At 67.5% G+C, this 21646-nt stretch carries 21 protein-coding genes; 9 read left to right on the top strand and 12 right to left on the bottom strand.

Annotation, left to right across the window (positions count from 1 at the left end):
• Nucleotides 1-21 precede the first annotated feature (21 nt).
• Nucleotides 22-1674, bottom strand: coding sequence for a DNA repair helicase XPB (locus tag EU513_RS07275; protein WP_129625234.1), 1653 nt, complete (start codon nt 1672-1674; stop codon nt 22-24).
• Between the two features lie 78 nt (nt 1675-1752).
• On the opposite strand from EU513_RS07275, the gene EU513_RS07280 reads away from it, so the two are divergent.
• Together EU513_RS07280 and EU513_RS07285 are read left to right on the top strand one after the other, a co-directional pair.
• Nucleotides 1753-2685, top strand: a complete 933-nt coding sequence (locus tag EU513_RS07280; RefSeq protein WP_129625235.1) for a hydroxymethylglutaryl-CoA lyase — start codon at nt 1753-1755, stop codon at nt 2683-2685.
• Between the two features lie 92 nt (nt 2686-2777).
• Nucleotides 2778-4727, top strand: a complete 1950-nt coding sequence (locus EU513_RS07285) for a M13 family metallopeptidase (protein ID WP_129625236.1) — start codon at nt 2778-2780, stop codon at nt 4725-4727.
• Nucleotides 4728-4734: 7 nt separating this feature from the next.
• Here the strand turns inward: EU513_RS07285 and EU513_RS15820 are convergent, their stop codons facing one another.
• Both EU513_RS15820 and EU513_RS07295 read right to left on the bottom strand, forming a co-directional pair.
• A complete protein-coding gene (locus tag EU513_RS15820; RefSeq protein ID WP_168990186.1) occupies nt 4735-4995 on the bottom strand; it encodes a hypothetical protein in 261 nt (86 codons plus the stop codon).
• A gap of 319 nt (nt 4996-5314) precedes the next feature.
• Entirely contained in the window at nt 5315-5854 is a 540-nt protein-coding gene (locus EU513_RS07295; RefSeq protein ID WP_129625237.1) for a maleylpyruvate isomerase family mycothiol-dependent enzyme, read from the bottom strand.
• Nucleotides 5855-5928: 74 nt separating this feature from the next.
• Here EU513_RS07295 and EU513_RS07300 point away from each other — a divergent pair, with 74 nt between their 5' ends.
• Nucleotides 5929-6744 (top strand): AraC family transcriptional regulator, encoded by an 816-nt coding sequence (locus EU513_RS07300; RefSeq protein ID WP_129625238.1) that lies wholly within the window; start codon nt 5929-5931, stop codon nt 6742-6744.
• 115 nt (nt 6745-6859) lie between these two features.
• Here EU513_RS07300 and EU513_RS07305 read toward each other — a convergent pair whose 3' ends face one another.
• The gene (locus tag EU513_RS07305) at nt 6860-8779 is read right to left on the bottom strand and encodes a helicase-associated domain-containing protein (RefSeq protein ID WP_240795962.1); all 1920 of its coding nucleotides are present in this window, start codon (nt 8777-8779) and stop codon (nt 6860-6862) included.
• 56 nt (nt 8780-8835) lie between these two features.
• Between EU513_RS07305 and EU513_RS07310 the strand changes: the two genes are divergently transcribed.
• The gene (locus EU513_RS07310; RefSeq protein WP_129625240.1) at nt 8836-9747 is read left to right on the top strand and encodes an aldose 1-epimerase family protein; all 912 of its coding nucleotides are present in this window, start codon (nt 8836-8838) and stop codon (nt 9745-9747) included.
• Nucleotides 9748-9751: 4 nt separating this feature from the next.
• Nucleotides 9752-11485, top strand: a complete 1734-nt coding sequence (menD, locus tag EU513_RS07315) for a 2-succinyl-5-enolpyruvyl-6-hydroxy-3-cyclohexene-1-carboxylic-acid synthase (RefSeq protein ID WP_168990187.1) — start codon at nt 9752-9754, stop codon at nt 11483-11485.
• A 6-nt stretch (nt 11486-11491) separates the two neighbouring features.
• On the opposite strand, the gene EU513_RS07320 is transcribed toward menD, so the two are convergent.
• Nucleotides 11492-11737, bottom strand: coding sequence for a hypothetical protein (locus EU513_RS07320; RefSeq protein WP_205744695.1), 246 nt, complete (start codon nt 11735-11737; stop codon nt 11492-11494).
• A 92-nt stretch (nt 11738-11829) separates the two neighbouring features.
• Between EU513_RS07320 and EU513_RS07325 the strand changes: the two genes are divergently transcribed.
• Nucleotides 11830-12399 carry a dienelactone hydrolase family protein gene (locus EU513_RS07325; RefSeq protein ID WP_129625241.1) on the top strand — a complete coding sequence of 190 codons (570 nt, stop codon included), beginning with the start codon at nt 11830-11832 and terminating at the stop codon, nt 12397-12399.
• A gap of 69 nt (nt 12400-12468) precedes the next feature.
• Here EU513_RS07325 and EU513_RS07330 read toward each other — a convergent pair whose 3' ends face one another.
• The 7 genes from EU513_RS07330 to EU513_RS07360 form a co-directional block, all read right to left on the bottom strand.
• Complete coding sequence (locus EU513_RS07330; protein WP_129625242.1) at nt 12469-13317, bottom strand: DUF4097 family beta strand repeat-containing protein; 849 nt, start codon at nt 13315-13317, stop codon at nt 12469-12471.
• 2 nt (nt 13318-13319) lie between these two features.
• On the bottom strand, nt 13320-13859 hold the full coding sequence (locus EU513_RS07335) for a toxin-antitoxin system HicB family antitoxin (RefSeq protein ID WP_205744696.1): 540 nt from the start codon (nt 13857-13859) through the stop codon (nt 13320-13322).
• 123 nt (nt 13860-13982) lie between these two features.
• Complete coding sequence (locus tag EU513_RS07340) at nt 13983-14189, bottom strand: hypothetical protein (protein WP_129625244.1); 207 nt, start codon at nt 14187-14189, stop codon at nt 13983-13985.
• Between the two features lie 926 nt (nt 14190-15115).
• Nucleotides 15116-15409, bottom strand: a complete 294-nt coding sequence (locus tag EU513_RS07345; protein ID WP_129625245.1) for a hypothetical protein — start codon at nt 15407-15409, stop codon at nt 15116-15118.
• Between the two features lie 945 nt (nt 15410-16354).
• Complete coding sequence (locus tag EU513_RS07350; protein WP_136622855.1) at nt 16355-16624, bottom strand: hypothetical protein; 270 nt, start codon at nt 16622-16624, stop codon at nt 16355-16357.
• Entirely contained in the window at nt 16621-17253 is a 633-nt protein-coding gene (locus EU513_RS07355) for a hypothetical protein (protein ID WP_129625247.1), read from the bottom strand. The genes EU513_RS07350 and EU513_RS07355 overlap by 4 nt, the downstream gene beginning before the upstream one ends.
• Before the next feature lie 356 nt (nt 17254-17609).
• Nucleotides 17610-18890 carry an isochorismate synthase MenF gene (locus tag EU513_RS07360; RefSeq protein WP_129625248.1) on the bottom strand — a complete coding sequence of 427 codons (1281 nt, stop codon included), beginning with the start codon at nt 18888-18890 and terminating at the stop codon, nt 17610-17612.
• Between the two features lie 61 nt (nt 18891-18951).
• Here EU513_RS07360 and EU513_RS07365 point away from each other — a divergent pair, with 61 nt between their 5' ends.
• The 3 genes from EU513_RS07365 to EU513_RS07375 all read left to right on the top strand — a co-directional run bounded on the left by EU513_RS07365 (nt 18952) and on the right by EU513_RS07375 (nt 21641).
• On the top strand, nt 18952-19644 hold the full coding sequence (locus EU513_RS07365) for a demethylmenaquinone methyltransferase (protein WP_129625249.1): 693 nt from the start codon (nt 18952-18954) through the stop codon (nt 19642-19644).
• A 289-nt stretch (nt 19645-19933) separates the two neighbouring features.
• Nucleotides 19934-21211: a geranylgeranyl reductase family protein gene (locus EU513_RS07370; RefSeq protein ID WP_129625250.1), complete on the top strand. Its 1278-nt coding sequence runs from the start codon at nt 19934-19936 to the stop codon at nt 21209-21211.
• A 64-nt stretch (nt 21212-21275) separates the two neighbouring features.
• Nucleotides 21276-21641, top strand: a complete 366-nt coding sequence (locus tag EU513_RS07375; protein ID WP_129625338.1) for an NADH-quinone oxidoreductase subunit A — start codon at nt 21276-21278, stop codon at nt 21639-21641.
• Nucleotides 21642-21646: the final 5 nt, after the last annotated feature.

The raw sequence follows: 21646 nt of genomic DNA on the forward strand, positions 1-21646 counted from the left end.
ACGCCTCGTCCCTCATGACGTTCACAGGTCCTCGGCGTCGGTGATCCGGTAGGCGTAGCCCTGTTCGGCCAGGAAGCGCTGCCGGTGGGCGGCGAAGTCGGCGTCCACGGTGTCGCGGGTGACGACCGTGTAGAAATGCGCGGTGCGTCCGTCGGTCTTCGGACGCAGCACGCGTCCGAGGCGTTGGGCTTCCTCCTGGCGTGAACCGAAGGTGCCGCTGACCTGGATCGCGACGGACGCCTCCGGCAGGTCGATCGAGAAGTTCGCCACCTTGCTGACCACCAGCAACGAGATCTCACCGTCGCGGAACTGCTGGAACAGCTTCTGCCGCACCGAAACCGACGTCTCGCCGGTGATCAGGTCGGCGTCCAGGCGTCCGGCGAGCGACTCCAGTTGGTCGAGGTACTGGCCGATGACCAGGGTCGGTTCACCGCGGTGCTTGTCGACGAGCTGCTGGACGACCTTGTCCTTCACCGGTGCACAGGACGCGAACCGGTAGCGCTCGTCCGCATCGCTGGACGCGTACGCCAAGCGCTCGCTCTCGGACAGACTGACCCGCACCTCGACGCAGTCGGCGGGCGCGATGTAGCCCTGCGCCTCGATCTCCTTCCACGGCGCATCGAAACGCTTGGGGCCGATGAGGCTGAAGACGTCCTCTTCACGCCCGTCCTCACGTACCAACGTCGCGGTGAGGCCGAGGCGGCGACGGGCCTGCAGGTCGGCGGTCATCCGGAAGATCGGCGCGGGCAGCAGGTGCACCTCGTCGTAGACGATGAGCCCCCAGTCGCGGGCGTCCAGCAGTTCCAGGTGCGGGTGCACGCCCTTCCGCTTCAGGGTCAGCACCTGGTAGGTCGCAATGGTGACCGGCCGGATCTCCTTGCGGGCCCCGCTGTACTCGCCGATCTCGTCCTCGGTGAGGGAGGTGCGGCGCAGCAGTTCGTCCTTCCATTGCCGAGCGCTCACCGTGTTGGTCACCAGGATCAACGTGGTGGTGCGCGACTTCGCCATGGCACCCGCGCCGACGAGGGTCTTGCCGGCGCCGCACGGGAGCACGACGACGCCGGAGCCGCCGTCCCAGAAACCGTCCACCGCGTGCTGCTGGTAATCACGCAGACTCCAGCCGTCCTCGGCCAGTTCGATCGGGTGCGCCTCGCCGTCGACGTAGCCGGCTTCGTCCTCGGCGGGCCAGCCGAGCTTGATGAGTTGCTGCTTGATCGCGCCTCGTTCGGACGGGTGCACCAGAACGCTGTCGTCGTCGATCCGGTCGCCGACGAGTGGCTGAATCTTCTTGTTGCGCAACACTTCCGTGAGCACTGCCCGGTCGGTCGTCACCAGCACGAGCTTCTGTTCGCCGGCGATGTCCTGCTTGCGCAGGGTCAGGCGTCCGTAGCGGTCCATCGTCTCGGCGAGGTCGATGAGCAGCGCGTTCGGCACCGGGTAACGGCTGTACCGGACGAGCGCGTCCACCACCTGTTCGGCGTCGTGTCCGGCGGCGCGCGCGTTCCACAGGCCGAGCGGCGTCACCCGGTAAGTGTGGATGTGCTCGGGCGCACGTTCCAACTCGGCGAACGGCGCGATCGCAGCGCGTGCTTCGCGGGCGAGCGGGTGGTCGACTTCGAGCAGGACGGTCTTGTCGCTCTGGACGATGAGGGGTCCGGGGACGTCGGTGGGCACGTTTCAGGCTAACCAGGCGGGAAGCCCGCCGATTCCCGACGGGTTCAGGGCGCGGACGGTGGGTGAGACGATGCTCACATGAGCCTGCCGATGGTCGAACCAGCCGACGGATTGCCCGACAGCATCACGATCTACGAGGTCGGTGCCCGCGACGGACTGCAGAACGAGAAGAGTGTCGTGCCCACCGCGGTGAAGGCCGAGTTCATCCGCCGAATGATCGACGCCGGCCTCGACACGATCGAGACGACCAGCTTCGTGCCGCCGTCCTGGATCCCGCAGTTGGCCGACGCGACCGAACTGGTGGACTCGCTGGGGCAGGAGGCGCGCCGTCCGACCCGGCCGGTACTGGTGCCGAACGAGCGGGGTCTCGACAACGCGCTCGCGGCCGGGGTGAAGTCGATCGCGGTGTTCGGTTCAGCCACGGAGACCTTCGCTGGAAAGAACCTCAACCGCTCCGTCGAGGAGTCACTCCAGATGTTCGCGCCCGTGGTGAAGCGGGCCAAGGACGACGCCCTGTGGGTGCGCGGGTACGTCTCGATGTGCTTCGGCGACCCGTGGGAAGGACCGGTGCCGATCGAGCAGGTCGTCGACGTGTGCGCGCGGCTGATGGAGCTCGGGTGCGATCAACTCAGCATCGGTGACACCATCGGCGTCGGCACGCCAGGTCATGTTGCTCGACTACTGGATGCGTTGGGAGACAGCGGAATCGGGATCGACCGGATCGGCGTCCATTTCCACGACACCTACGGGCAGGCGCTGTCGAACACGCTCGTCGCGCTGCAGCACGGCGTCCGCGTGGTGGATGCGTCCACCGGCGGACTGGGTGGGTGCCCCTACGCGAAGTCGGCGACCGGCAACCTGGCCACCGAGGACCTCGTGTGGATGTGTCGCGGACTCGGCATCGAGACCGGGGTCGACCTCGACAAACTCGTCGCCACCAGTGTCTGGATGGCCGACCAACTCGGCCGCCCGTCGCCGTCCCGCGTCGTCCGCGCCCTCGGCACTGCCTGACCCACCGAGTGGCCGGGCTATGAACAGGCGGCCGGGCGATATCCCGGCCACTCGTCCATAGCCCGGCCACTCGGCGGGGTTAGGGTCGACGTATGCGTTCTGGCCTGACTTCGACCTTCGATTCCGAAACCCGCGTGCAGGACGACCTGTTCGGGTTCGTCAACAATCACTGGGTCCGCAGCACCGAGATTCCCGACGACCGTGCGCGGTACGGCGCCTTCGACGCGCTGCGCGAGGCGTCCGAGGCAGCTGTCCGAGTGATCATCGAGCGGGCCGCCGCCTCCGACGCCGAGCCCGGCACGGGGGAGCGCAAGGTCGGCGACCTGTTCACCTCGTTCATGGACACCGAGTCGATCGAGGCCGCCGGTGCCGACCCGATCCAGCCGCGGCTGGATCAGATCCGCGGTTTGCAGTCGACGAGCCAGCTGGCCGGGCTCATGGGCGAACTCACCCGTCGCGGAGTGTGGAGCGCGATCGCCTTCTACGTCACCGCCGACGCCAAGGACCCGGACAAGTACATCGCCTACCTCACGCAGAGCGGTCTCGGCCTGCCGGACGAGTCGTACTACCGGGAGGACAAGTACGCCGAGGTGCGCGAGAAGTACCAGGGGCATCTCGAGCGGATGGCCGAGTTGGCGCGCGTCCCCGATCCTGCCGATTTCGCGCGCCGTGTGTTCGCGCTGGAGACCCGCCTCGCGACTCATCACTGGGACGTCGTCTCGACCCGCGACGCTCTGAAGACCTACAACAAGCACTCGCTCGCCGAACTGAAGGATCTGGCCCCCGAGTTCGATTGGGATGCTTGGGCTTCCGGGATCGGAGCGCCGTCCGGAGCATTCGCGGACGTGGTCGTCGGAGAACCGTCGTACCTGTCCGGTCTGTCCAGCGCATTGGTCGACCACGACCTGGACGACTGGAAGGCGTGGCTGTCGTGGATGGTCATCAGCGACCAGGCGCCGTACCTCCATCAGGATCTCGTCGACGAGAGCTTCGCGTTCAACGGCAGGGTGCTCAGCGGCACCCCGAAGTTGAAGGAGCGGTGGAAGCGCGGCGTCGCGGTCGTCGAGTCGTGCATCGGTGAGGTCGTCGGGCAGTTGTACGTCGACGAGCATTTCCCGCCGCGCGCCAAGGAGCGCATGGAGGAACTCGTCGCGAACCTCATCGAGGCGTACCGCCGCGACTTCGAGAGCCTCGAATGGATGTCGCCCGCGACTCGTGAACGCGCGCTCGGAAAGCTGGCGCAGTTCACCCCGAAGATCGGTTACCCGGACAAGTGGCGTGACTACTGCGCGCTCGAGATCGACGCGGACGACCTGCTCGGAAACCTTGCTCGATCGGCCGAGTTCGAACTCAACCGTCAGCTCGGCCGCATCGGTCAGCCGATCGATCGCACCGAGTGGTTGATGACCCCGCAGACGGTCAACGCGTACTACCACCCGATGATGAACGAGATCGTCTTCCCGGCCGCGATCCTGCAGCCGCCGTTCTTCGACGTCGACGCGGACGACGCGGTCAACTACGGCGGCATCGGTGCGGTGATCGGTCACGAGATCGGGCACGGCTTCGATGACCAGGGTTCGCGGTTCGACGGCGACGGTTCGCTCACCGACTGGTGGACCCCGGAAGACCGCGAGCGTTTCGAGGAGCGTGCCAAGAAGCTCATCGACCAGTTCGACCAGGAGTCACCGGCCGATGCCCCCGACATCAAGGTCAACGGTGGACTGACCGTCGGCGAGAACATCGGCGACCTCGGTGGTCTGACGATTGGTTACAAGGCGTATTCCATTGCGCAGGAGGAGAATCCGGCTCCGGAACTGGACGGATTCACCGGTAACCAGCGGTTCTTCCTCGGGTGGAGCCAGGTGTGGTGCGGCAAGGCGCGTCCGGACGAGGCGAAGCGCCTGGTCGCGATCGACCCGCACGCGCCGGCCAACTGCCGTGCGAACGTCGCACGGAACCTGCGCGAGTTCCATGAGGCGTTCGACGTGCAGCCGGGCGACGGCATGTACCTCGCGCCCGAGGACCAGGTGCGGATCTTCTGATTTTGTCCTAACGATGAGGCCGGCCGACGTGCTCGATGATTCGATCGGCGACCTCGTCAGCGGTGAGGGACGTCGAGTCGATCACCAAGGCGTCCGGCGGTGGTGGAAGGTTCGGCACGGCTGCCAGCTGTCGCAGGATTTCCGCATCGACCAGCTTGGCGCGCTGCGATCGATCCGGCTCCGTGACCCGCCCCGCGAGGGTCTCGGCATCAGTGGTGAGCCACACGGGAACGAACCGCGCCTGCCCGGCTGCGGCCAACACGCGCACCCGCTCGACCAGTTCGGAGTTCTCGGGCTTGTAGGCAGCCAGTGGGTGAGGACGTAGCTGAACCGCGTCGGTGCGAGCCGGATCGCTTCGTGCACGATGTCGAGAACGCGTCCTCGTAGCTTGTTCGTCGCTTCGATGCCTTCGCCGCGGTGCACGCCCATCGGCACGAAGACCGGGTCGTTGATCAGGTGGTTGTCGACCACGATCGCGCCGGTGCGCTGTTCGAGGCACCGGGCGACCGTGAGTTTTCCGACAGCGGGCGGACCCACGAGGTAGAACAACGAAGCCATGCGGGCCAGTGTTCACCACCGCCGTGGGATCAGACCTTCCGGCCGGTGCGGGCGAGCACCTTGGTGGTGCGGTCTGTGTCCTCGGGCACCTTCACCGGGTCGGCGAAGATTCCGGGAACGTACGCATGATCACCGAATCCGTCCACAGCAGAGTCGATCTCGTCGAGCTCGGCGTCCGTGAACTGCTCGTCGGTGCCCTGCGATCGGGCGAGATCCCAGCGGTGCACGAGCAGGTCGAAGCCGTAGAAACGGGCGAGGGTCTCGCCGACGGTGGTCGGTCCGAAGTAACCGTCGAACTGCTTGTCCGCGACTGACTGATCGCCGAGCAGGTCGGTCACCGCCTGGTTGTGCTCGCGCCACGCAGCGGCGGGATCCTCAGCCGTTGCCGCTGCGGGGAGTTCGTGGCCCTGATTGCCGAGGAAGTCACGCTCGGTCTCCATGACGTGGTGCAACACATCGCGGGCGCTCCACCCCTCGCACGGGCTCGCGGCGTCCCAGTCGGTGACCGAGGCGACGACCTTGCTGAACGGTTCTTCGTGCCGGGTCCAGGTCTGCTGGATCTGTGTCATGACCCTCTCCTTCGTCGATCTTGATCGTGACGTTAGGGCAGCGTGCGCGGGCCGGTCTTGATAATTTCCGACACATGGCCAGAGCCGCGGACGACATTGAGCGCGCTCACCTGCGCGACCCGTCCGACCGCTCGTTCACGATTCATCGCTACGGGGCGCCTGAGCATCTGCGCGGTCTGCTGCGTCGCTTTTGGATTCCGGTGTGGGACGTGCCGGCGCCGGAGCAGTCGGTGCAGAAGGTGCTGCAGTACCCCGTCTGTCTGCTCATCACGACGCCTGCGTACTCGCGCTTCGGCGGCCCGACGCGTGGTCTGTCGAGGACGGTGCTGGAGGGCCGATCGTGGGGGTTCGGTGCGATGTTCACTCCGGCCGCAGGGTCGCTGCTACTCGGCCGCCCGGTCAGCACGATCACCGATCAGTCCATCGAGTTGGATGAGGTGTTCCCGGGACTCACGGTGAAGCTGCGCGAACTGATGGCTGCTGACCCGGACGATATCGGCGCCCATGCGGAGGGACGAACGCTGGTGCAGGAGCGGCTCGAGCCACTGCTGCCCCTCGACGAGGAGTCATTGCTGATCAACGACCTGACCGAGGCCGCGGAGACGGACCTGTCGATCACGAGCGTCGTGGAACTGTGTCACCGCTTCGACTTGAACGAGCGCTCGCTGCAGCGTTTGTGCAACCGGCGGCTGGGGTTGACGCCGCTCTGGTTGATCCGTCGTCGCCGGTTGCACGAGGCGGCCGATCGCCTGCGTGAGAGTTCGGGGTCGTTGGCGGACGTCGCCGCCGTGCTCGGTTACGCCGACCAGGCGCACTTCTCGCGCGACTTCAAGACGGCGACCGGAATGACGCCTGGCGAGTTCGCTCGGATGAACGCAGCCGCCGACTAGCTGGGTCACCGCGCATCGCTGACAGGGGCGCGGGGTCTCGAGATCTGCTCGCATCCCGACCCGCGCGGACCTCGACACCCCGCGCGTCTGACCGACTACCTGCCGTCGTTCCGCATCAAGCGGGCGCGACGGCAGTGATGCGGTGCACGCTGATCGTCCGGACGTTCTCGCCGACGGTACCGGTCACCCGTCCTGCGTCCACCGAGCGCGGACGCATTGTGATCCGTCGGATGTTGCCCGATGTGTCGACATAGCCGACCCGGACGGGCACGCCGGTGGCCGCCGCGTCCAACAGCACGTCGACGGTCACTGCCGGGTCGCCGGTGGCCGGGGCTTCGGTCCCGGACGTCTGCAGTAGTTTCTCGACGAACTGCTCCGCGGCCGACGCCTCGACCGTGGTGCGGGTGACGGACGCGGACGGACGGGGCGACGGCGCCCGGGCGGGTTCACTGCCGATGACGGTCACGGCGCCGGACGCGTCCTCGGCGAGGGTGGAGTAGCCGATCTCGCGCAGGAGATTGAGAAGTCGAGCAGCCGGCAGCCGCGAGACCAGGACGGTCGGGGCAATTCGCAGCAGTTGCAACGGTTCTGCGGCCGAGTCGGCCACGAGCGCGTTCAGTAGTGACTCGTCATCACTACGCACGTACGACGATGCAGCCCCAACGCGAGTCACGCCGTGCCGTCGTGCGGCGTCGTCGATCAGGTACTCAAGCGACTGCGGCAACGGGGTGAGACTCGCGGAGCGCAACTGTTCGCGCAGGCCGGCAGCCGAATGCCCTGCATCGAGCGCTCGGTTCATCGAGCGGTCGGTGATCCGGAAAACAGTTGCCCCACCGCGAGATTCGACATCGGCCACGGTGTGCATGAGGCGTCGCAGATCGTCCGTCAGCGGGCCGGGCGCGATCGCCGTCAGATCAGCCTGCACGAGAACGTGATCGATCAGGGCGGGCAACAGCGGCGCGGCCACGGAGTCGTCCAGCCGGTCGGCGGCCAGGGCTCGTCCGACCGAACTCAGTCGTCCGTCGGCGACCAGTCCCAACCATTCCGCCTCTTGCACAACGACATCCGCGCGAGTCGGTACCCCGGGCGGCAGGCGCAGGGGGCGGTGCCAGCGCAACAGGACGTCAACGTCGTCCACCGACACCGCGACCTCAGCGGGCAGGTCGAGGAGCACCGACAGCACGTCGTGTCTGCGCTGGCGCATCATCGGCCACACGGAAGCATCCCCGAGCAGATTGACGACCGACCCGCCCGGGTCTCTGGACGCGACGAGGGACGGCGCGCGCAGCATTGTCCACCACGCCCGAGCGAGCGCGACCCAACGCGAGGCGGGCGGTTCCTGTAGCCAGTCGTCGTAGGCGGGGGTGGGCAACCAGGTCGGATCGATCTCTGCGTCGGGTGCGAGCAGCCCGGCAGCGTGGGCGAGTTCGGCGATGAATGCGCTGTGTTCGATCGTCGTGTCGAGATGCCCGGCGAGACTCTTGTGGTCGCGGACGGACACCCCGCCCTTGCTCATCACTCGTGGCGGCGCCGCTTCCCAGTGTTCGGCGAGCGCTTCGACCTGCCACACCAGGTCGAGCGCCGCATGTCCGGCGTGCGCGTCGGCGGCCTCCTGGCCGCCCCCGGGTGTCCCGACCACGGGGTGGTGGAACGGGGCCTGGTCCAGATCGACTTCGGCGAGGAGCTGGGCGACCTCGCGGGTTGCGGTCAACCGATCACCGTTGCGCCACACCAGTGCCCGGGTCCACAGGTCGTCCGCGAAGTCGGTGATGGCATCGACCTCGACAGCCAGGCGGGCCGCTGCGCCCGCAAGCTCACCCGACGAAGCAACCAGGGCGTCCAGGACGCGCAAGGCGTCAGCGGGCAGGGCGTCCACGGCACGTTGCACACTGCTTCGGGTTGCGGCTCGTGCCGCCAGCCCGGTCAGGTCGGACGTGCCGGGGTGAAGCAGATCGGGCCGGGCCACGACAAGATCGCGCAGTTCTTGCGGTGTCCGGGACCGGACGTCGTCGGCGAGGCTGCGGTGGGTGGGCACCAGACCACGTTAGTCATCCCGTGCGTACGACGGCGCGATGTGCTTGATTGGGCGTCATGAGTGATCGCGCACCCAGCGGGCAGCAGTGGACCCTGAAGGCCCACGACCAGGAACTCGTCGTCGTCCAGGCGGGTGGAGGAATCCGCGAATACCGCTCGGGTGGAAGGCCACTGCTGCACGGCTACCCGGTCGACGCAAAGGCCGATGCCGGACGGGGTCAGCACCTGATGCCGTGGCCCAACCGTATTCGCGACGGCAAGTACACCTACGCGGGCAAGGAGCAGCAGTTGGCGCTGTCCGAACCGGCACGATCGAACGCCTCCCACGGACTCACCCGTTGGGCGACCTGGCACCTGGTGGAGCAGAGTGATGATCGAGTGGTCGTCGGTTGCTCGCTGCTGCCGCAACAGGGTTGGGACGGGATCCTCGAGCTGACCGTCACGTACTCGATCGGCGAGGACGGCCTCACCGTCACGCCTGCTGCAACGAACGCCGGCCGTGCAGCGGTGCCCTTCGGTTACGGCGCACACCCCTACCTCACGGCCGGGGAGGAGACGGTCGACCAGCTGATCCTCGAACTGCCTGCCGGCACCGTGATCGACGTGGACGACCGCCTCATCCCGACGGGCACCGCGCCGGTGCCGGCCGAGCTCGACTTCTCGACCGCGCGGCCGATCGCCGATACGCAGCTCGATCACGCGTACACCGATCTGCGCGCGGAGGACGGTCACTGGCGCATCACGGTACGGACCGACGAACACGCGACGACGCTCTGGGCCGATGCGGACGCGTTCGGCTACGCGCAAGCCTTCACCGGTGACTCGCTGCCCGGTGGTAACGCCCGGCGCACCGGCGTCGCGGTCGAGCCGATGACCTGTCCGGCCAACGCTTTCAACACCGGCGAGGGCCTCATCGAGCTGCAACCCGGACAGACCTGGTCGGCGTCGTGGGGCGTTACGGGAGAATGACGCCGTGAACCCCTCCATGGCCTTCGCGACCGTGCTGATCGACGAGCTCGTCCGGCACGGCGTACGTGACATCGTCCTGGCTCCCGGCTCCCGATCGGCGCCGCTGGCGTACGCCGCGCTCGAGGCCGAGAAGGCCGGACGACTTCGGCTGCACGTGCGCATCGACGAACGGTCGGCGGGGTTCCTCGCCCTCGGCATGGCGAAGATCCGTCGGATCCCGGTGCCGATCATCACCACCAGCGGCACCGCGGTGGCCAACCTGCACCCGGCCGTTCTCGAGGCGCACCATGCCCATGTGCCGATGCTCGTCCTCTCGGCCGACCGGCCGCCGGAGATGCGCGCTGTCGGTGCCAACCAGACCACCGACCAGGTGAAGATCTTCGGCAACTCCACCCGCTGGTTCTACGAGTTCGGCGTACCCGAAAGGCGTGCGGGTCAACAGGATTGGTGGCGTTCGATGGTCGGACGTGCCCTCGCCGAAGCGACCGGCGTACCCACGGGCGACGCCGGCCCGGTGCACCTGAACATTCCGCTGCGCGCCCCACTGGTGCCGGACGTCGACAGTGAGGACTGGCCGGAGGACCTCAGCGGTCTGCCGCGCGGTGAGTCCTGGCTCAACATCCGCCAGGTCGACAGCCACCGCGCTGTGGCTGCCGGGCCCGGCATCGCCCCCGTGCCGCGCACGCTGGTCGTGCTGGGTGACCTGCCCGAGCCGTCGATGGCCGCCGAGGTCGCCGAGCTCGCGGACGCGGCGGGCTGGCCGGTCATCGCCGAACCGTTCGGTCAGTACCACCGTGGACGGGTCACCCCGCACGGGGCGCTGATCCTGCGTGCCACCGAATGGCTGGAGCGCAACCGGCCAGAACGCGTCCTTGTGGCCGGACGCACCACCCTCGATCGGGAGGTGGGCAAACTGCTGCGCCATCCGGACGTCTCGGTCGAGGTCGTCACCGCCGGCACCTCGTGGGCGGGCTCGAGTCACCACACCCGCCGCGTGCACGCGTGGGAGGACATCGAGCGCAGCCGGACGGCGGTCGCCAGTTGCGCGGACCGCGCGTGGAGCGCCCGGTGGCGTCGTGCCAGCACTGCGCTGTCCGAGGCCGCGACACCGCTCATCGAGGGCAGCTGGCCTTCCGGCATGACCGTCGCCCGGACGGTGGTGCACAACCTGCCCGACGGCTCTGCGATCGTGATCGGCCCGTCCAACATCGTCCGAGACCTCGATCTTGCGCGAAACCCCAATCGCATTGCGCGAGAGGTGGTTTCGGTAGCCAATCGCGGTTTGGCAGGCATCGACGGCATGGTGTCGACCGCCGCGGGCGTCGCGCTCTCGCGTCCGGAACGACCGACGTACGCACTGATGGGCGATCTCACGTTCCTGCACGACGGCAACGCGTTGCTGATCGGTCCGGACAACGACAAGCCGGACTTGACGATCGTCGTGCTGAACGACGACGGCGGTGGGATCTTCAGCACCTTGGAGCCGGGCCAGGACCACTTGACCGATTCCTTCGAGCGCATCTTCGGAACGCCGACCGGCGCCAACCTCGAGCTGGTGTGTCGGGCGCGCAGCACGCAGTACGAGCTCATCACCGACCGCGACACGCTCGCCGATCGAATCGCCAACCCCAGCAAGGGGGTTCGGGTGCTGGAGGTACGCATCGAGCGTTCTGCCGAGCGTCCTCTGCACGAACGTCTTGCGGAGGTCGCCCGACACGCGCTGGCCGAACTGGACTGATCGCGCTCAGTCGGCCGATGGCAGAGACGGGTGATCCGTCGGATACACGCCGATGGCGAATCCGTACACCGTGTCACCCGAGCGCGGCATCCGGTCGAACTCCTCGACGAGTTCAGCCATCCGGTGCCAGAACTGCGACGCCTGGTCCTGGGAAAGGCGGGCGTGCCGGATGAAGCCCCACAGCTTGCCGCGTTCGTAGGCGGGGCCGGATTCCTGCGCGGCGACCTCGAAGTCGTTGAAGTCCCGCGGCATTGCGCCGCGATCGGCGGCGGGTTCGGCCGGTCAGACTAGCATCGTCGAACGTTCCAAAAATGTGGATCATTGCCTCGAGAAAGCTGCTTCTCATGACCGACGTGCTGCTCTACCACCACATCCAGGGCCTGACCGACGGCGTCCGTGCTTTTGCCGACGAGCTACGCGAGGCCGGGCACACGGTGCACTCACCCGACCTGTTCGAGGGGCGGACATTCCCCAGCATCGAGGACGGCTTCGCCTATGCGAAGGAGGTGGGGTTCGAGGAGTTGGGCGAGCGAGGCGTCGCTGCTGCCCAGGAGTACGGAACCGATCTCGTGTATGCGGGCTTCTCGTTCGGTGTGGCGATCGCCCAGCAGCTGGCCCAGACCCGATCCGGCGCACGCGGCGCGCTGTTCATGTACTCCTGCCTGCCGGCCAGCGAGTTCGGAGCGTGGCCGGCCGGGCTGCCCGTGCAGATCCACGGCAAGGAAGGCGACGAGTACTTCGACGAGGACCTGCCCGCAGCACGTGAGCTCACCGAATCTGAGTCCAATGCAGAGCTGTTCGTCTACCCGGGCGGTCAGCACCTGTTCGCCGACAGCTCTCTCGACGCCTACGACCCGCAGGCGGCGGCCTTGCTCATGGAGCGGGCCAAGGCCTTCCTTGCCGGGCTTGGCTGAGCGCTCCGGCAACGAAAAGTCCGCAGAACCAGTAGACCAACTCGCCGATTCTGCGGACTTTGGGGTTGTTCAGACGTGCTCGTGGTGATCCGAACTCTCGCTCGGTGCAAGGCGGACGGTGCCGCTGCCGGTGCGAGCGCTGAGCTTTACGAAGTCTTGGCCGGGGGCCGGTTCGCCGGCGGAAGGCAGCGTCGACTCCACCGGACGTCCGGAGACCACGTCCGTCCAGACCGGAGTGCCTTCGGGGACGTGCACGCTGACCGAACCACTGCCGGTCTTGGCATCGATCTCGCCGTGCTGGAGGCGACCTACGGACACGTCGCCACTGCCGGTGCGTCCCCGCACCTTGCCCCGAGCCCGCTCGATCGACAGGCTTCCGGAGCCGGCCCTGAACGAGAGTTCGCCGAGCAAGTCGCTGATGCTGACGTCGCCGGAGCCGGTGGCGATGATCGCCTCGCCGTCGAGGCGTCCGGCTCGGACGCCACCGGACCCGGTGCGCAGTCGGGCGTCGCCCTGCAGATGAGCCACCGTGATCCGGCCCGAGCCGGTGTCGACGAGGGTCTCGCGTCCGACCCGGTCGAGCACCACGTGGCCTGATCCGGCCTTGCACTGCATCGAGCGCAGCTCACCCTGCTGGGTCACCGGCGCGCTACCTGACTGCACGATGACGTCACTGTCGCCCGGAACGCGGATGCGCAGGTCGACGGCCCATTCGCGTCCGCCGCCCAGGCCCCGCGGCCGCGGGGCGACCACGCGCAGCGAGCGACCGCGCTGCTCGACCAGCACCTCGTCCGCGTGAGTGCCTTCGATCTCGACCGAGACGTCGGTGGATCCCGTGGCGTCCAGGTGGACCGAGCCGCCCTGGATCTCCACGTACAGCTCGACAGGTTCGCGGGCCTCGAACTGTTCGTGTCGCATGATCAGTTCCAACCCTTCATGTGTCGGCTGCCCTTTCGTCCGGTGAACGGGTCCTGACCGAGGAAGTGGTTGATCAGTTCGCTGGGGTCCATCTGGAACCCGTCCTTGATCGTGGAGACGCGAATTGCGTTGACGATCCACGTGTTCAGCGACTGGTTGGCAGCCTCGGCGCGAGCCTCGGCTTTGGCCTTGACCGCCTCGGGCAGGCGTACCGTGACGCGGGCCAGGCCGCCTTCGTCCTCGGGCTCGGCGTCCTTGTCCAGGTGAGGGGGCGACGGGGGAGTGGGCGGACTCGGCAGCGGCGCGTTGATCGCGAAGTCGAGGTCGCGACCGACCAGTTTCACATCGACCGAACCCGACGGCATCTTGGCCGTGATCTCGGCGGCAGCGGCGCTGACCGCCTCCATGATGGCCAGTCGCGCGGATGCGTCGATGGCGTACGAGAGGCGTTCGGCGACGAACTTCTCGCCGTCCTCTCCGGCGGCACGGGCGGCAGCGAGCAGGTCCTGCCGGATTCCTTCGATGTACGGAGTGATGTCCATAGACATCACTGTGACGTCAACATGGCGTCAGCGTCAAGGGTTCGGGGCGGCAGAAAAATCCAAGCCTCCGACGATCTGCTGGACGCGGGTCATCACGAGGTCGGCAGTCGGGGTGCGTGAGGGTCATGGGGCCTCGACCAGGCCGGTGACGCGGGCGTCGTGTGCCGCGAGCGTGGGAGGCAGCGCCGTCTCCTCGTGCTCGAGCAGCCAGTGTCCCAGTCCGAGCAACTCAGCCGCCGGTCGGGGATCGCTGCGCGCGAGAGCGGCGGCCGTTCTCACGCAGCACTCGCCCATGGCCGGGGCGGACGCGTAGGAGCGGGGCCCGACCATCGCCTCGTGCGCTCCGCCATGGCTCCCTCGGCGTCACCGACGGCCGCGTCCTTGTCCGAGCCGCCCGGACGGTGCTCGTCCAGAAGGAAGCTCGCCGGCGTGGTCCGAACGCCACGGCGTAGCTCGTCCAGCCGTACCCGGCTCGGGGCCGACCAGGGTGGCAGACACGTTGTCGTAGGCGATGTCCCCGTGCCACAGGGCCAGGGCGCGGCGGCACAGATCGGGGTTCAGTGCGTACACCCAGGCCGAGGTGCGCCGCGCCGAGGAACGGGCCGAGTTGAATGCCCAGGACCAGGCGGCGGGACGGTCCGCGACTCGTCCGGTCGACCCGGATCGGGTGCACCTGCAGCGTGTGTTGCGCGGCACCGCGACCGGTTCCTCGGCCGAGGCGGAGTGGTTGCGGAACGCGGCGATGGTCGGCCTCGAGCTGGTGCCCCGGTGGGGTAAGGGTGGCCGCTACGTCGTCACCGGATACTTGGTGTCGTTGGCCGACACCGACTCGGTCGCGGTCGCCGCATCGAAGATCGCGCCGGACCTGACATTTAGATCGTTGCGGAAGCAGTGGGCACCCCACGAAACCCCCGAGACCCGGCGGGAAGCTCTCGCGCTGTGGCGGGAAGAAGAGGCGGTTGTCGACCACCCCACCACCGACATTGAGGAGCACCTGGCCGAGCCGAGCACCACGCAGAACGGTTCGCTGCCGAGGTCGAGGCGACCGACCCCGAAGACATTGAGCAGTGGCGATCGCACGCGGCCGCCGCCGGCTGGATGCTCGCCCTGGCCGCGGTGCATCACCCCGACCCGCACGAGGCGTCCCGGCTGGGAAGGTCGCCGACGACTACGCCCGAGTGTCGTTCGATCCCCGCCCGGAGGACTACACCACCGGGGCCGGGATGTAGCACGGCAGCATTCTGCCCCGCTCCCGCTCAGCAGGGCTCGCAGCACGACACCTGAACCTCGCGATCCGCGCCGGCGGCCGCGACCGCACTCGCGGCTGGTACGCGGTGATGAAGCAGATCCAGCGCACCGTGCGCGCTATGCAGGATGCGCAGGCCGCCCGCCAGGAGCTCGTCGACCTTGGTCGCGGCCAAACCGTCACCCAGCAGCAGCTCGTGCCTGTCCTGGTCGGCGCCGGGGATAACGCTGAGGCCGGCCGCGTCCCCTCGTCGATGCGCACCAATCCCGCGCCGGAGCTGCCGGCAGAGGCGATCGAGGTCCAACAGGCCGCAGCGCACGGCACCTCTGGGCGACCTCGGTTCCCGGCCGCCGGCACCGGTCCGGCGCGCGGCTGGGCCAATGAATGGCCGGCACCCCACGCCGTACCGGGCCGGCACCTGATCGAGGGCTCGGTCAGTGAACCTTCCACACACATCAGGATGAGGGGGCTACAACCAGCGTTATGGCCCCCTTGTGTCACCCAGAGATAGCCCTACCCAGCCCCGTCAGCTAGTCGGCGAGTCGGGAGGGCCTTGCGTGAGAGATAGCGTCCCAAGGCCTGGGATCGCATGTCCCGACGTGGTCGATCACCATTCGCCGCGATCCTTAGTATCGACGCCATCTTCGATGCTGTTGAATAACACGCGAAAGTAGCGGACAACCCCCCATAATGTGACGATCGCAAGCGGGAGCGATAATATTTGGAGGAGCGACCCCAAGCCCTCATTCGATTGCTTGAGTTGCGATCCTCCAAAGGTAAGGGCTCCTGTTGCAATCGCTGCTAGGTACAACCATGCAGGGAACTTACTTTTTCTAGCTTGATCACGTTTCACGTGGCTATCACTCACTACCATTCGAACTCATTGTGAAAAGGGCTGTTGGAAGCCCTGGATCCGATTGAAGCCGAGCGTTGCATTTGCGATTACTTCTGCTCCACGACCATACATGAAGCCGGCGACGCCACCGATGACGGTTCGTTCCGGCCCGAACAACGATCCGACGCCGGCGAAGTATCCTGATGCTACCGAGCCGCCACTTACGCACGCAGAAAGTCCTCCGATGGAATCGGTAACATCAGACCAGTACTTTCCGACAGGGTCCATGTAGTTGATCGGTTTGCCTCCTTCAAACACGTATGGGTTTGCACCGGCCGGGTCGTTGAGTCGCGTGATCGGGTCGAGACTGATCCATGTGCCGGCGTAGGTGCCGTTCCGGCGTTCGCCACGCTTTCAATGCTTAGAGATGACGCCCTGAATTCCGAAGTTGCCCCAGGGGCTTTGCTGTCCGGCGCCGGACGACGTCGATGTTCCGGAGGTGCCGTCGATGCCCGAGGTTTTGCCGTCGCATCGGTGGGTGCGGCTCAGGGCGGGTTGAGTCGTGCACAGCTGCACCGTGATGGCGTTGAAGCGACCGGCAAGGTGCACGTCTTTCACGCGTCGATGGCGCTGGGTCCCAAGCACCAGCATCTGACTGATGAGCAGTGGAACGTGTTGGCTCATGAGTACGTGAAGCGTGCCGGTTTCGTTGATGAGAACGGGCACGGCTCGTCGTGGATCGCGGTGCGCCATGGGCTGTCCTCGAAGGGCAACGACCACATCCCTCGCGGTCGACAGGCAGAGCCCCGAGCGCGGCCATGCCCAACTCGCGCAAGCGGTCCCTGCCGAGCGAGGTGTCGGTTGACGCGGCGCAGCATCGTCGGGTCGCTGGGGTCGGAGAGTGCGCCGAGACGGGTCGGCCAGGCCCGCATGCGGTGGTGCTCAGACAGTACTACCCGCCGACAGCTGGCGGAGTCGGCGATCATCACCGCGATCTCGGCCTCGTCGGTGTCCGATGACCGGACCCACATCGCGAGACCGATCGCCCGGCCGGTGCCGGACTCATGTGCCACGTGCGATCGCTGAACACCGTCCACCACCCGTGCGAGTGCGGTCGTCGAGCGGAGCGGAAGCTGCTGGATGCCGGTGTGAAGACGCAGGTACGCAGATTGCGCAGACATCCCACCCATGACCTCGTGGACGGTGAGGACGTCGCCGTCCGTGAGGGAGCGCACCGCGAAGGTGTCGGTGGGCGCCGGGAGGGTAGTGCCCCAGTGCTGGATCACAGGGATCGTGGTTGTCGTGGTCTGCATGACGCTCCTTGTGGTCTCGTGACACCAACCTGCGCGCCCGGTCTGTCACCGACCTGGCACGGTCGGAGAACCTCCGAGAACGCTGGGCTTGCTCGACCAGCGTCGGGGTTGTGATCGGGTTGGCGTTCGCGGTCACCGTGGTTTCGGCGCCTGCGGATTCCTTCGTCATCCGCAGGGCTCAACCAGCGGTAAGGGCTCGACCAGCGTCGGGGTGTGGTCGGGTTGGCGTTCGCGGTCACCGTGGTTTCGGCGCCTGCGGATTCACTTCGACACGTCGCTTGTGCCTCGCGACGGCTCAGTACAAGCCTTCGTCATCCGCAGGGCTCGACCAGCGGCGCGGGCTCGACCAGCGGTGGTCAGTCGTCGGCGAGGGCGCTGCGCATCGGCAGCAGCTTGGCGTCCGACTCGGCCAGTTCGGCCTCGGGGATGCTTCCGGCGACAATGCCGCAGCCGGCGAAAAGCCTTATTCGACAGGGGTCTTCGGGGTCGAGCATGCCGCTGCGAAGAGCGATGCCCCACTCGCCGTCACCATCGGCGTCGAGCCAACCGACCGGGCCGGCGTAGCGTCCGCGGTCCATCCGCTCGAGTTCGTGGATGACCTCGGCTGCCATGCCGGTCGGCGTGCCGCACACCGCCGCGGACGGGTGCAGCGCGGCAGCGAGCGCCAGTGACGGCGTGCCGTTGCGCAGCACGCCGGTGACGTCGGTGGCCAGGTGCATCACGTTGGGCAGGTGCAGCACGAACGGGGACTCGGGCACGTTCATCGACTTGCAGTGCGGACGCAGCGCCTCGGCGACCGAGCGCACGGCGTACTCGTGTTCTTCGAGGTCCTTGGAGGACCGGGCCAAACCGGCGGCCAGGCCGAGGTCGTGCTCGTCGTCGCCGCTGCGGCGGATGGTGCCAGCGAGAACACGCGAGGTGACCAGGCCCTTCTCGCGGCGCAGCAGCATCTCCGGGGTCGCCCCGAGCATGCCGTCGACGGCGAAAGTCCACGTGTTGGAGTAGGTCTGCGACAGGCGGTGCAGCAGCCGGCGCGGGTCGATCGGGGTTGCGCTGCGAGCCACGACGTCGCGCGCCATGACCACCTTGTCCAGGTCGCCGTGCTGGATGCGCTGCACGGACTCGGCGACCGCGTCCGCCCACTCGTCGCGGCTCAGGGATCCTGATTCGAAGGCCGTCTCGCCGGTCGTGCGCGGCTCGTGGCGCTCCACCCGGGCAGGGGTACCGGGCAAGCGGTCGGCCGTCGCGATCTGGGTGATCCAGCAGCGGCCCTCCCGTCGTCCGACGACCACCTCGGGCACGACCAGCGTGCTGGTCTGACCCGAGCGGCGACTGAACGCGAAGGTGCCGAATGCGATGGGTCCCGTGCCCGGGAGGTCGAGATCGGTGCGGACCACGGCGCTCGCGGTGACGTCCTGCCACCACTGTGTGGCGGCGTCGAACCGGTCGGCACCGCTGGTGGTGATCGAGGCGGCCCGGCCCCAGCCGATGAGTCCTTCGCCGCCCCGCAACCAGCAGACGATGTCCTGCGGCGCGACGTCGTCGGGCACCAGCAGCGACAGGTCGATCGGGTCGGGGATCTGCGTCGTCCGGGCCACCAGGGTCGGCGGGGTGGCGTCGGCGAGCGGGAAGGTCACGAGCAAGGAGCGTACGCCGACCGGCGAGTAATACGGTCACTGCGTGCGTCAAGATGGGTACATGAATCGCGCCAGCCTCGACAAGCGCCCCTCGGACGTCGCCCGGATGTTCGATGACGTGGCAGCCCGCTACGACATCACCAACGACGTCATGTCGATGGGGCAGGACCGCCGCTGGCGCAAGCAGGTGGTGGATGCCGTCGCACCCAAGCGTGGCGAACTCATCCTCGACATCGCTGCCGGCACCGGCACGTCGAGCGAGCCGTTCGAGGCGGCCGGTGCACAGGTCGTGCCCGCCGACTTCTCGCTCGGCATGCTGCGCGTCGGCAAGAAGCGTCGCGCCGACATGGCCTTCACCGCGGCGGACGCGATGAACCTGCCGTTCCCGGACAACACGTTCGACGCGGTCACGATGAGCTTCGGTCTGCGCAATGTCGAGAACGCGGTGAAGGCGCTCGCGGAGTTCCACCGCGTCACCAAGCCCGGCGGACGCGTCCTCATCTGTGAGTTCTCGACGCCGACGAACCCGGTTTTCCGCAAGGTGTACTCCGAGTACTTGATGGGTGCGCTGCCACGCATCGCCAAGCCGGTCGGCTCTAACGCCGAGTCGTACGTGTACCTGGCCGAGTCGATCCAGGCCTGGCCCGACCAGGCCGGGATGGGCGCGCAGTTGCAGCAGGCCGGCTGGAGCGACGTGGAGTGGAAGAACCTCACCGGCGGGATCGTCGCGCTGCACCGGGGCACCAAGGCCTGAGTTCTTCGCGGTCCGGAGCACGAGTGGCCGGGTTCTCGTCCCGTCGGCGCCTTGATTTCGGCGCGCACGCCTTCCTTCGTCAGGCGTGCGGCTCTACCAGCGGCGTTTTGGGTGCGGCTCTACCAGCGGCGTTCGCAGGGTGTGGCTCGACCAGCGGCGGTTGCGGAATGTAGCTCGACCGGCGGTGTTTAGGGTCGCCTTAGTAGGGACATTCGAGGGCTGCGACGTAGAGTGCACGGGTTAGTGAACGTCTTCACAAGCAGACCCAGAAGCACCGAGGAACCCCACTGTGAGCCAGGCTGCCCCGCGTCATGCGGCGGAGGGAACCGCTGACGTCATCGTCGTCGGCGCAGGCCCCGCAGGTTCGGCGACCGCAGCGCACCTGGCCCAGGCCGGCCTCGACGTGCTGGTGCTGGAGAAGGCCACTTTCCCCCACGACACCGACCGCGGCAACAACCGTGGCGAGGCTCTGTCTCCGCGCGCGGTTCGCGAACTGATCACCCTCGGCGTCCCCACCGACGGGTGGGTGCGCACCAAGGGTGTGCGGATCATCGGTGGCGGCATGCGACTGCAGGTCGCCTGGCCGGACGAGGCCGCCTTCCCGCCGTACGGTTTCGTGCGCAGCCGGCGCGAACTCGACCAAGCCCTCGCCGAGCACGCCGCGGCCAAGGGCGCCCGCGTGCTGCACGGGGTCGAGGTCACCGGGCCGATCAAGGACTCGAACGGCAGGATCGTCGGCGTCGAGGCTCGGCGCATCGACGACGAGGGCGCGAAGGTCGGCTTCGACACGCCGCTGGTCATTGCGGCCGACGGTGCCGGGTCGGTCCTGGCGCAAGTAGCCGATCACGAGTCGGAGCAACCGGAGATGTACGCGGTCTGCGCCACGTACTCCAGTCCGCGCAGCAACGACGACCACCTGGAATCCTGGGTCGAATTCCCGACGCCGGACGGCGGTGAGCCGATGCGTGGCCGCGGCTGGATCCATGGCCTGGGCGACGGCACGAGCACCGTCGGACTCACCGTTCGCGAGGACATTGCGCCGGCGGACGCCGCGAACGCCCTGAAGCGCTGGGTGGCGACGATGCCGTCCGAGTGGACCTTCGACGACTCCACGATGCAGGGCGAGATCGAGGGCACGCGCCTTCCGGCGGGTCTGATCCGAGGGCCGTTGTACGCCGACGGGCTGCTGCTCGTCGGCGACGCAGGAGCCTGCACCAACCCGTTCACCGGCGAGGGCATCGCTGCCGCGCTGGAGTCCGGCCGCCTCGCTGCGCAGGTTGTCGTCCAGGCCTTCGCGCGCTGCGATGCCGCCGGTCGCGAGCAGGTCCTGGCTTCCTACCCGGACGCCGTGAGCGGCGCGCTGGGCGGGTACTACACAATGGGTCGTTGGTTCGCCAAGATGATCGGCAACCCGCACCTCGAGCGCTGGGCCGTGAAGTACGCGGTACCCCGCGCAACGACGATGCGGTTTGCGGTGAAGTTGATGGCAAACCTCGGTGACACCCACGGCCGCAACGCCGACGACCGGCTGCTGGCAGCCCTGACACGGGTGACCCCGGCAGCATGAGCGTGAATACCATGGAGCGTCGCTCGATCATGAGCGCCTGGAAGGAGTCGGCCCGATGCAAGGGATGACGAACTACTCGTATGCACCGCTGTTGTTCTTCGCGGCCATCGGTCTGTTCTTCGCGGTGTTCTCGGTCGTCGCCGGTGCACTCGTCGGCCCGAAGCGATACAACCGCGCCAAGGCGGACGCGTACGAGTGCGGCATCCAGCCCACCCCGCACGCCGACGGCGGCGGACGCGTCCCGATCAAGTACTACCTGACCGCGATGCTCTTCATCATCTTCGACATCGAATCGGTGTTTCTCTACCCGTTCGCTGTCTCCTTCGACCGCATGGGCCTGTTCGCCCTGGTCGAAATGGTGCTGTTCATCCTGACCGTCTTCGTGGCCTACGCATACGTGTGGCGCCGCGGCGGCCTCGACTGGGACTGAGGTCC

Origin of the sequence: Yimella sp. RIT 621, from assembly GCF_004146205.1 — a bacterium.
Taxonomy (GTDB): Bacteria; Actinomycetota; Actinomycetes; order Actinomycetales; family Dermatophilaceae; genus Yimella; species Yimella lutea.

Coding starts and splice junctions, on each gene's coding strand:
- EU513_RS07280 (WP_129625235.1), top strand. CDS start 1,753: ATGAGCCTGCCGATGGTCGAACCAGCCGACGGATTGCCCGACAGCATC.
- EU513_RS07375 (WP_129625338.1), top strand. CDS start 21,276: ATGACGAACTACTCGTATGCACCGCTGTTGTTCTTCGCGGCCATCGGT.
- EU513_RS07335 (WP_205744696.1), bottom strand. CDS start 13,859: ATGGACATCACTCCGTACATCGAAGGAATCCGGCAGGACCTGCTCGCT.
- EU513_RS07320 (WP_205744695.1), bottom strand. CDS start 11,737: ATGCCGCGGGACTTCAACGACTTCGAGGTCGCCGCGCAGGAATCCGGC.
- EU513_RS07325 (WP_129625241.1), top strand. CDS start 11,830: ATGACCGACGTGCTGCTCTACCACCACATCCAGGGCCTGACCGACGGC.
- EU513_RS07310 (WP_129625240.1), top strand. CDS start 8,836: ATGAGTGATCGCGCACCCAGCGGGCAGCAGTGGACCCTGAAGGCCCAC.
- EU513_RS07330 (WP_129625242.1), bottom strand. CDS start 13,317: ATGCGACACGAACAGTTCGAGGCCCGCGAACCTGTCGAGCTGTACGTG.
- EU513_RS07350 (WP_136622855.1), bottom strand. CDS start 16,624: ATGAGCCAACACGTTCCACTGCTCATCAGTCAGATGCTGGTGCTTGGG.
- EU513_RS07355 (WP_129625247.1), bottom strand. CDS start 17,253: ATGCAGACCACGACAACCACGATCCCTGTGATCCAGCACTGGGGCACT.
- EU513_RS07340 (WP_129625244.1), bottom strand. CDS start 14,189: ATGGTCGGGCCCCGCTCCTACGCGTCCGCCCCGGCCATGGGCGAGTGC.
- EU513_RS07365 (WP_129625249.1), top strand. CDS start 18,952: ATGAATCGCGCCAGCCTCGACAAGCGCCCCTCGGACGTCGCCCGGATG.
- EU513_RS07295 (WP_129625237.1), bottom strand. CDS start 5,854: ATGACACAGATCCAGCAGACCTGGACCCGGCACGAAGAACCGTTCAGC.
- EU513_RS07300 (WP_129625238.1), top strand. CDS start 5,929: ATGGCCAGAGCCGCGGACGACATTGAGCGCGCTCACCTGCGCGACCCG.
- EU513_RS07285 (WP_129625236.1), top strand. CDS start 2,778: ATGCGTTCTGGCCTGACTTCGACCTTCGATTCCGAAACCCGCGTGCAG.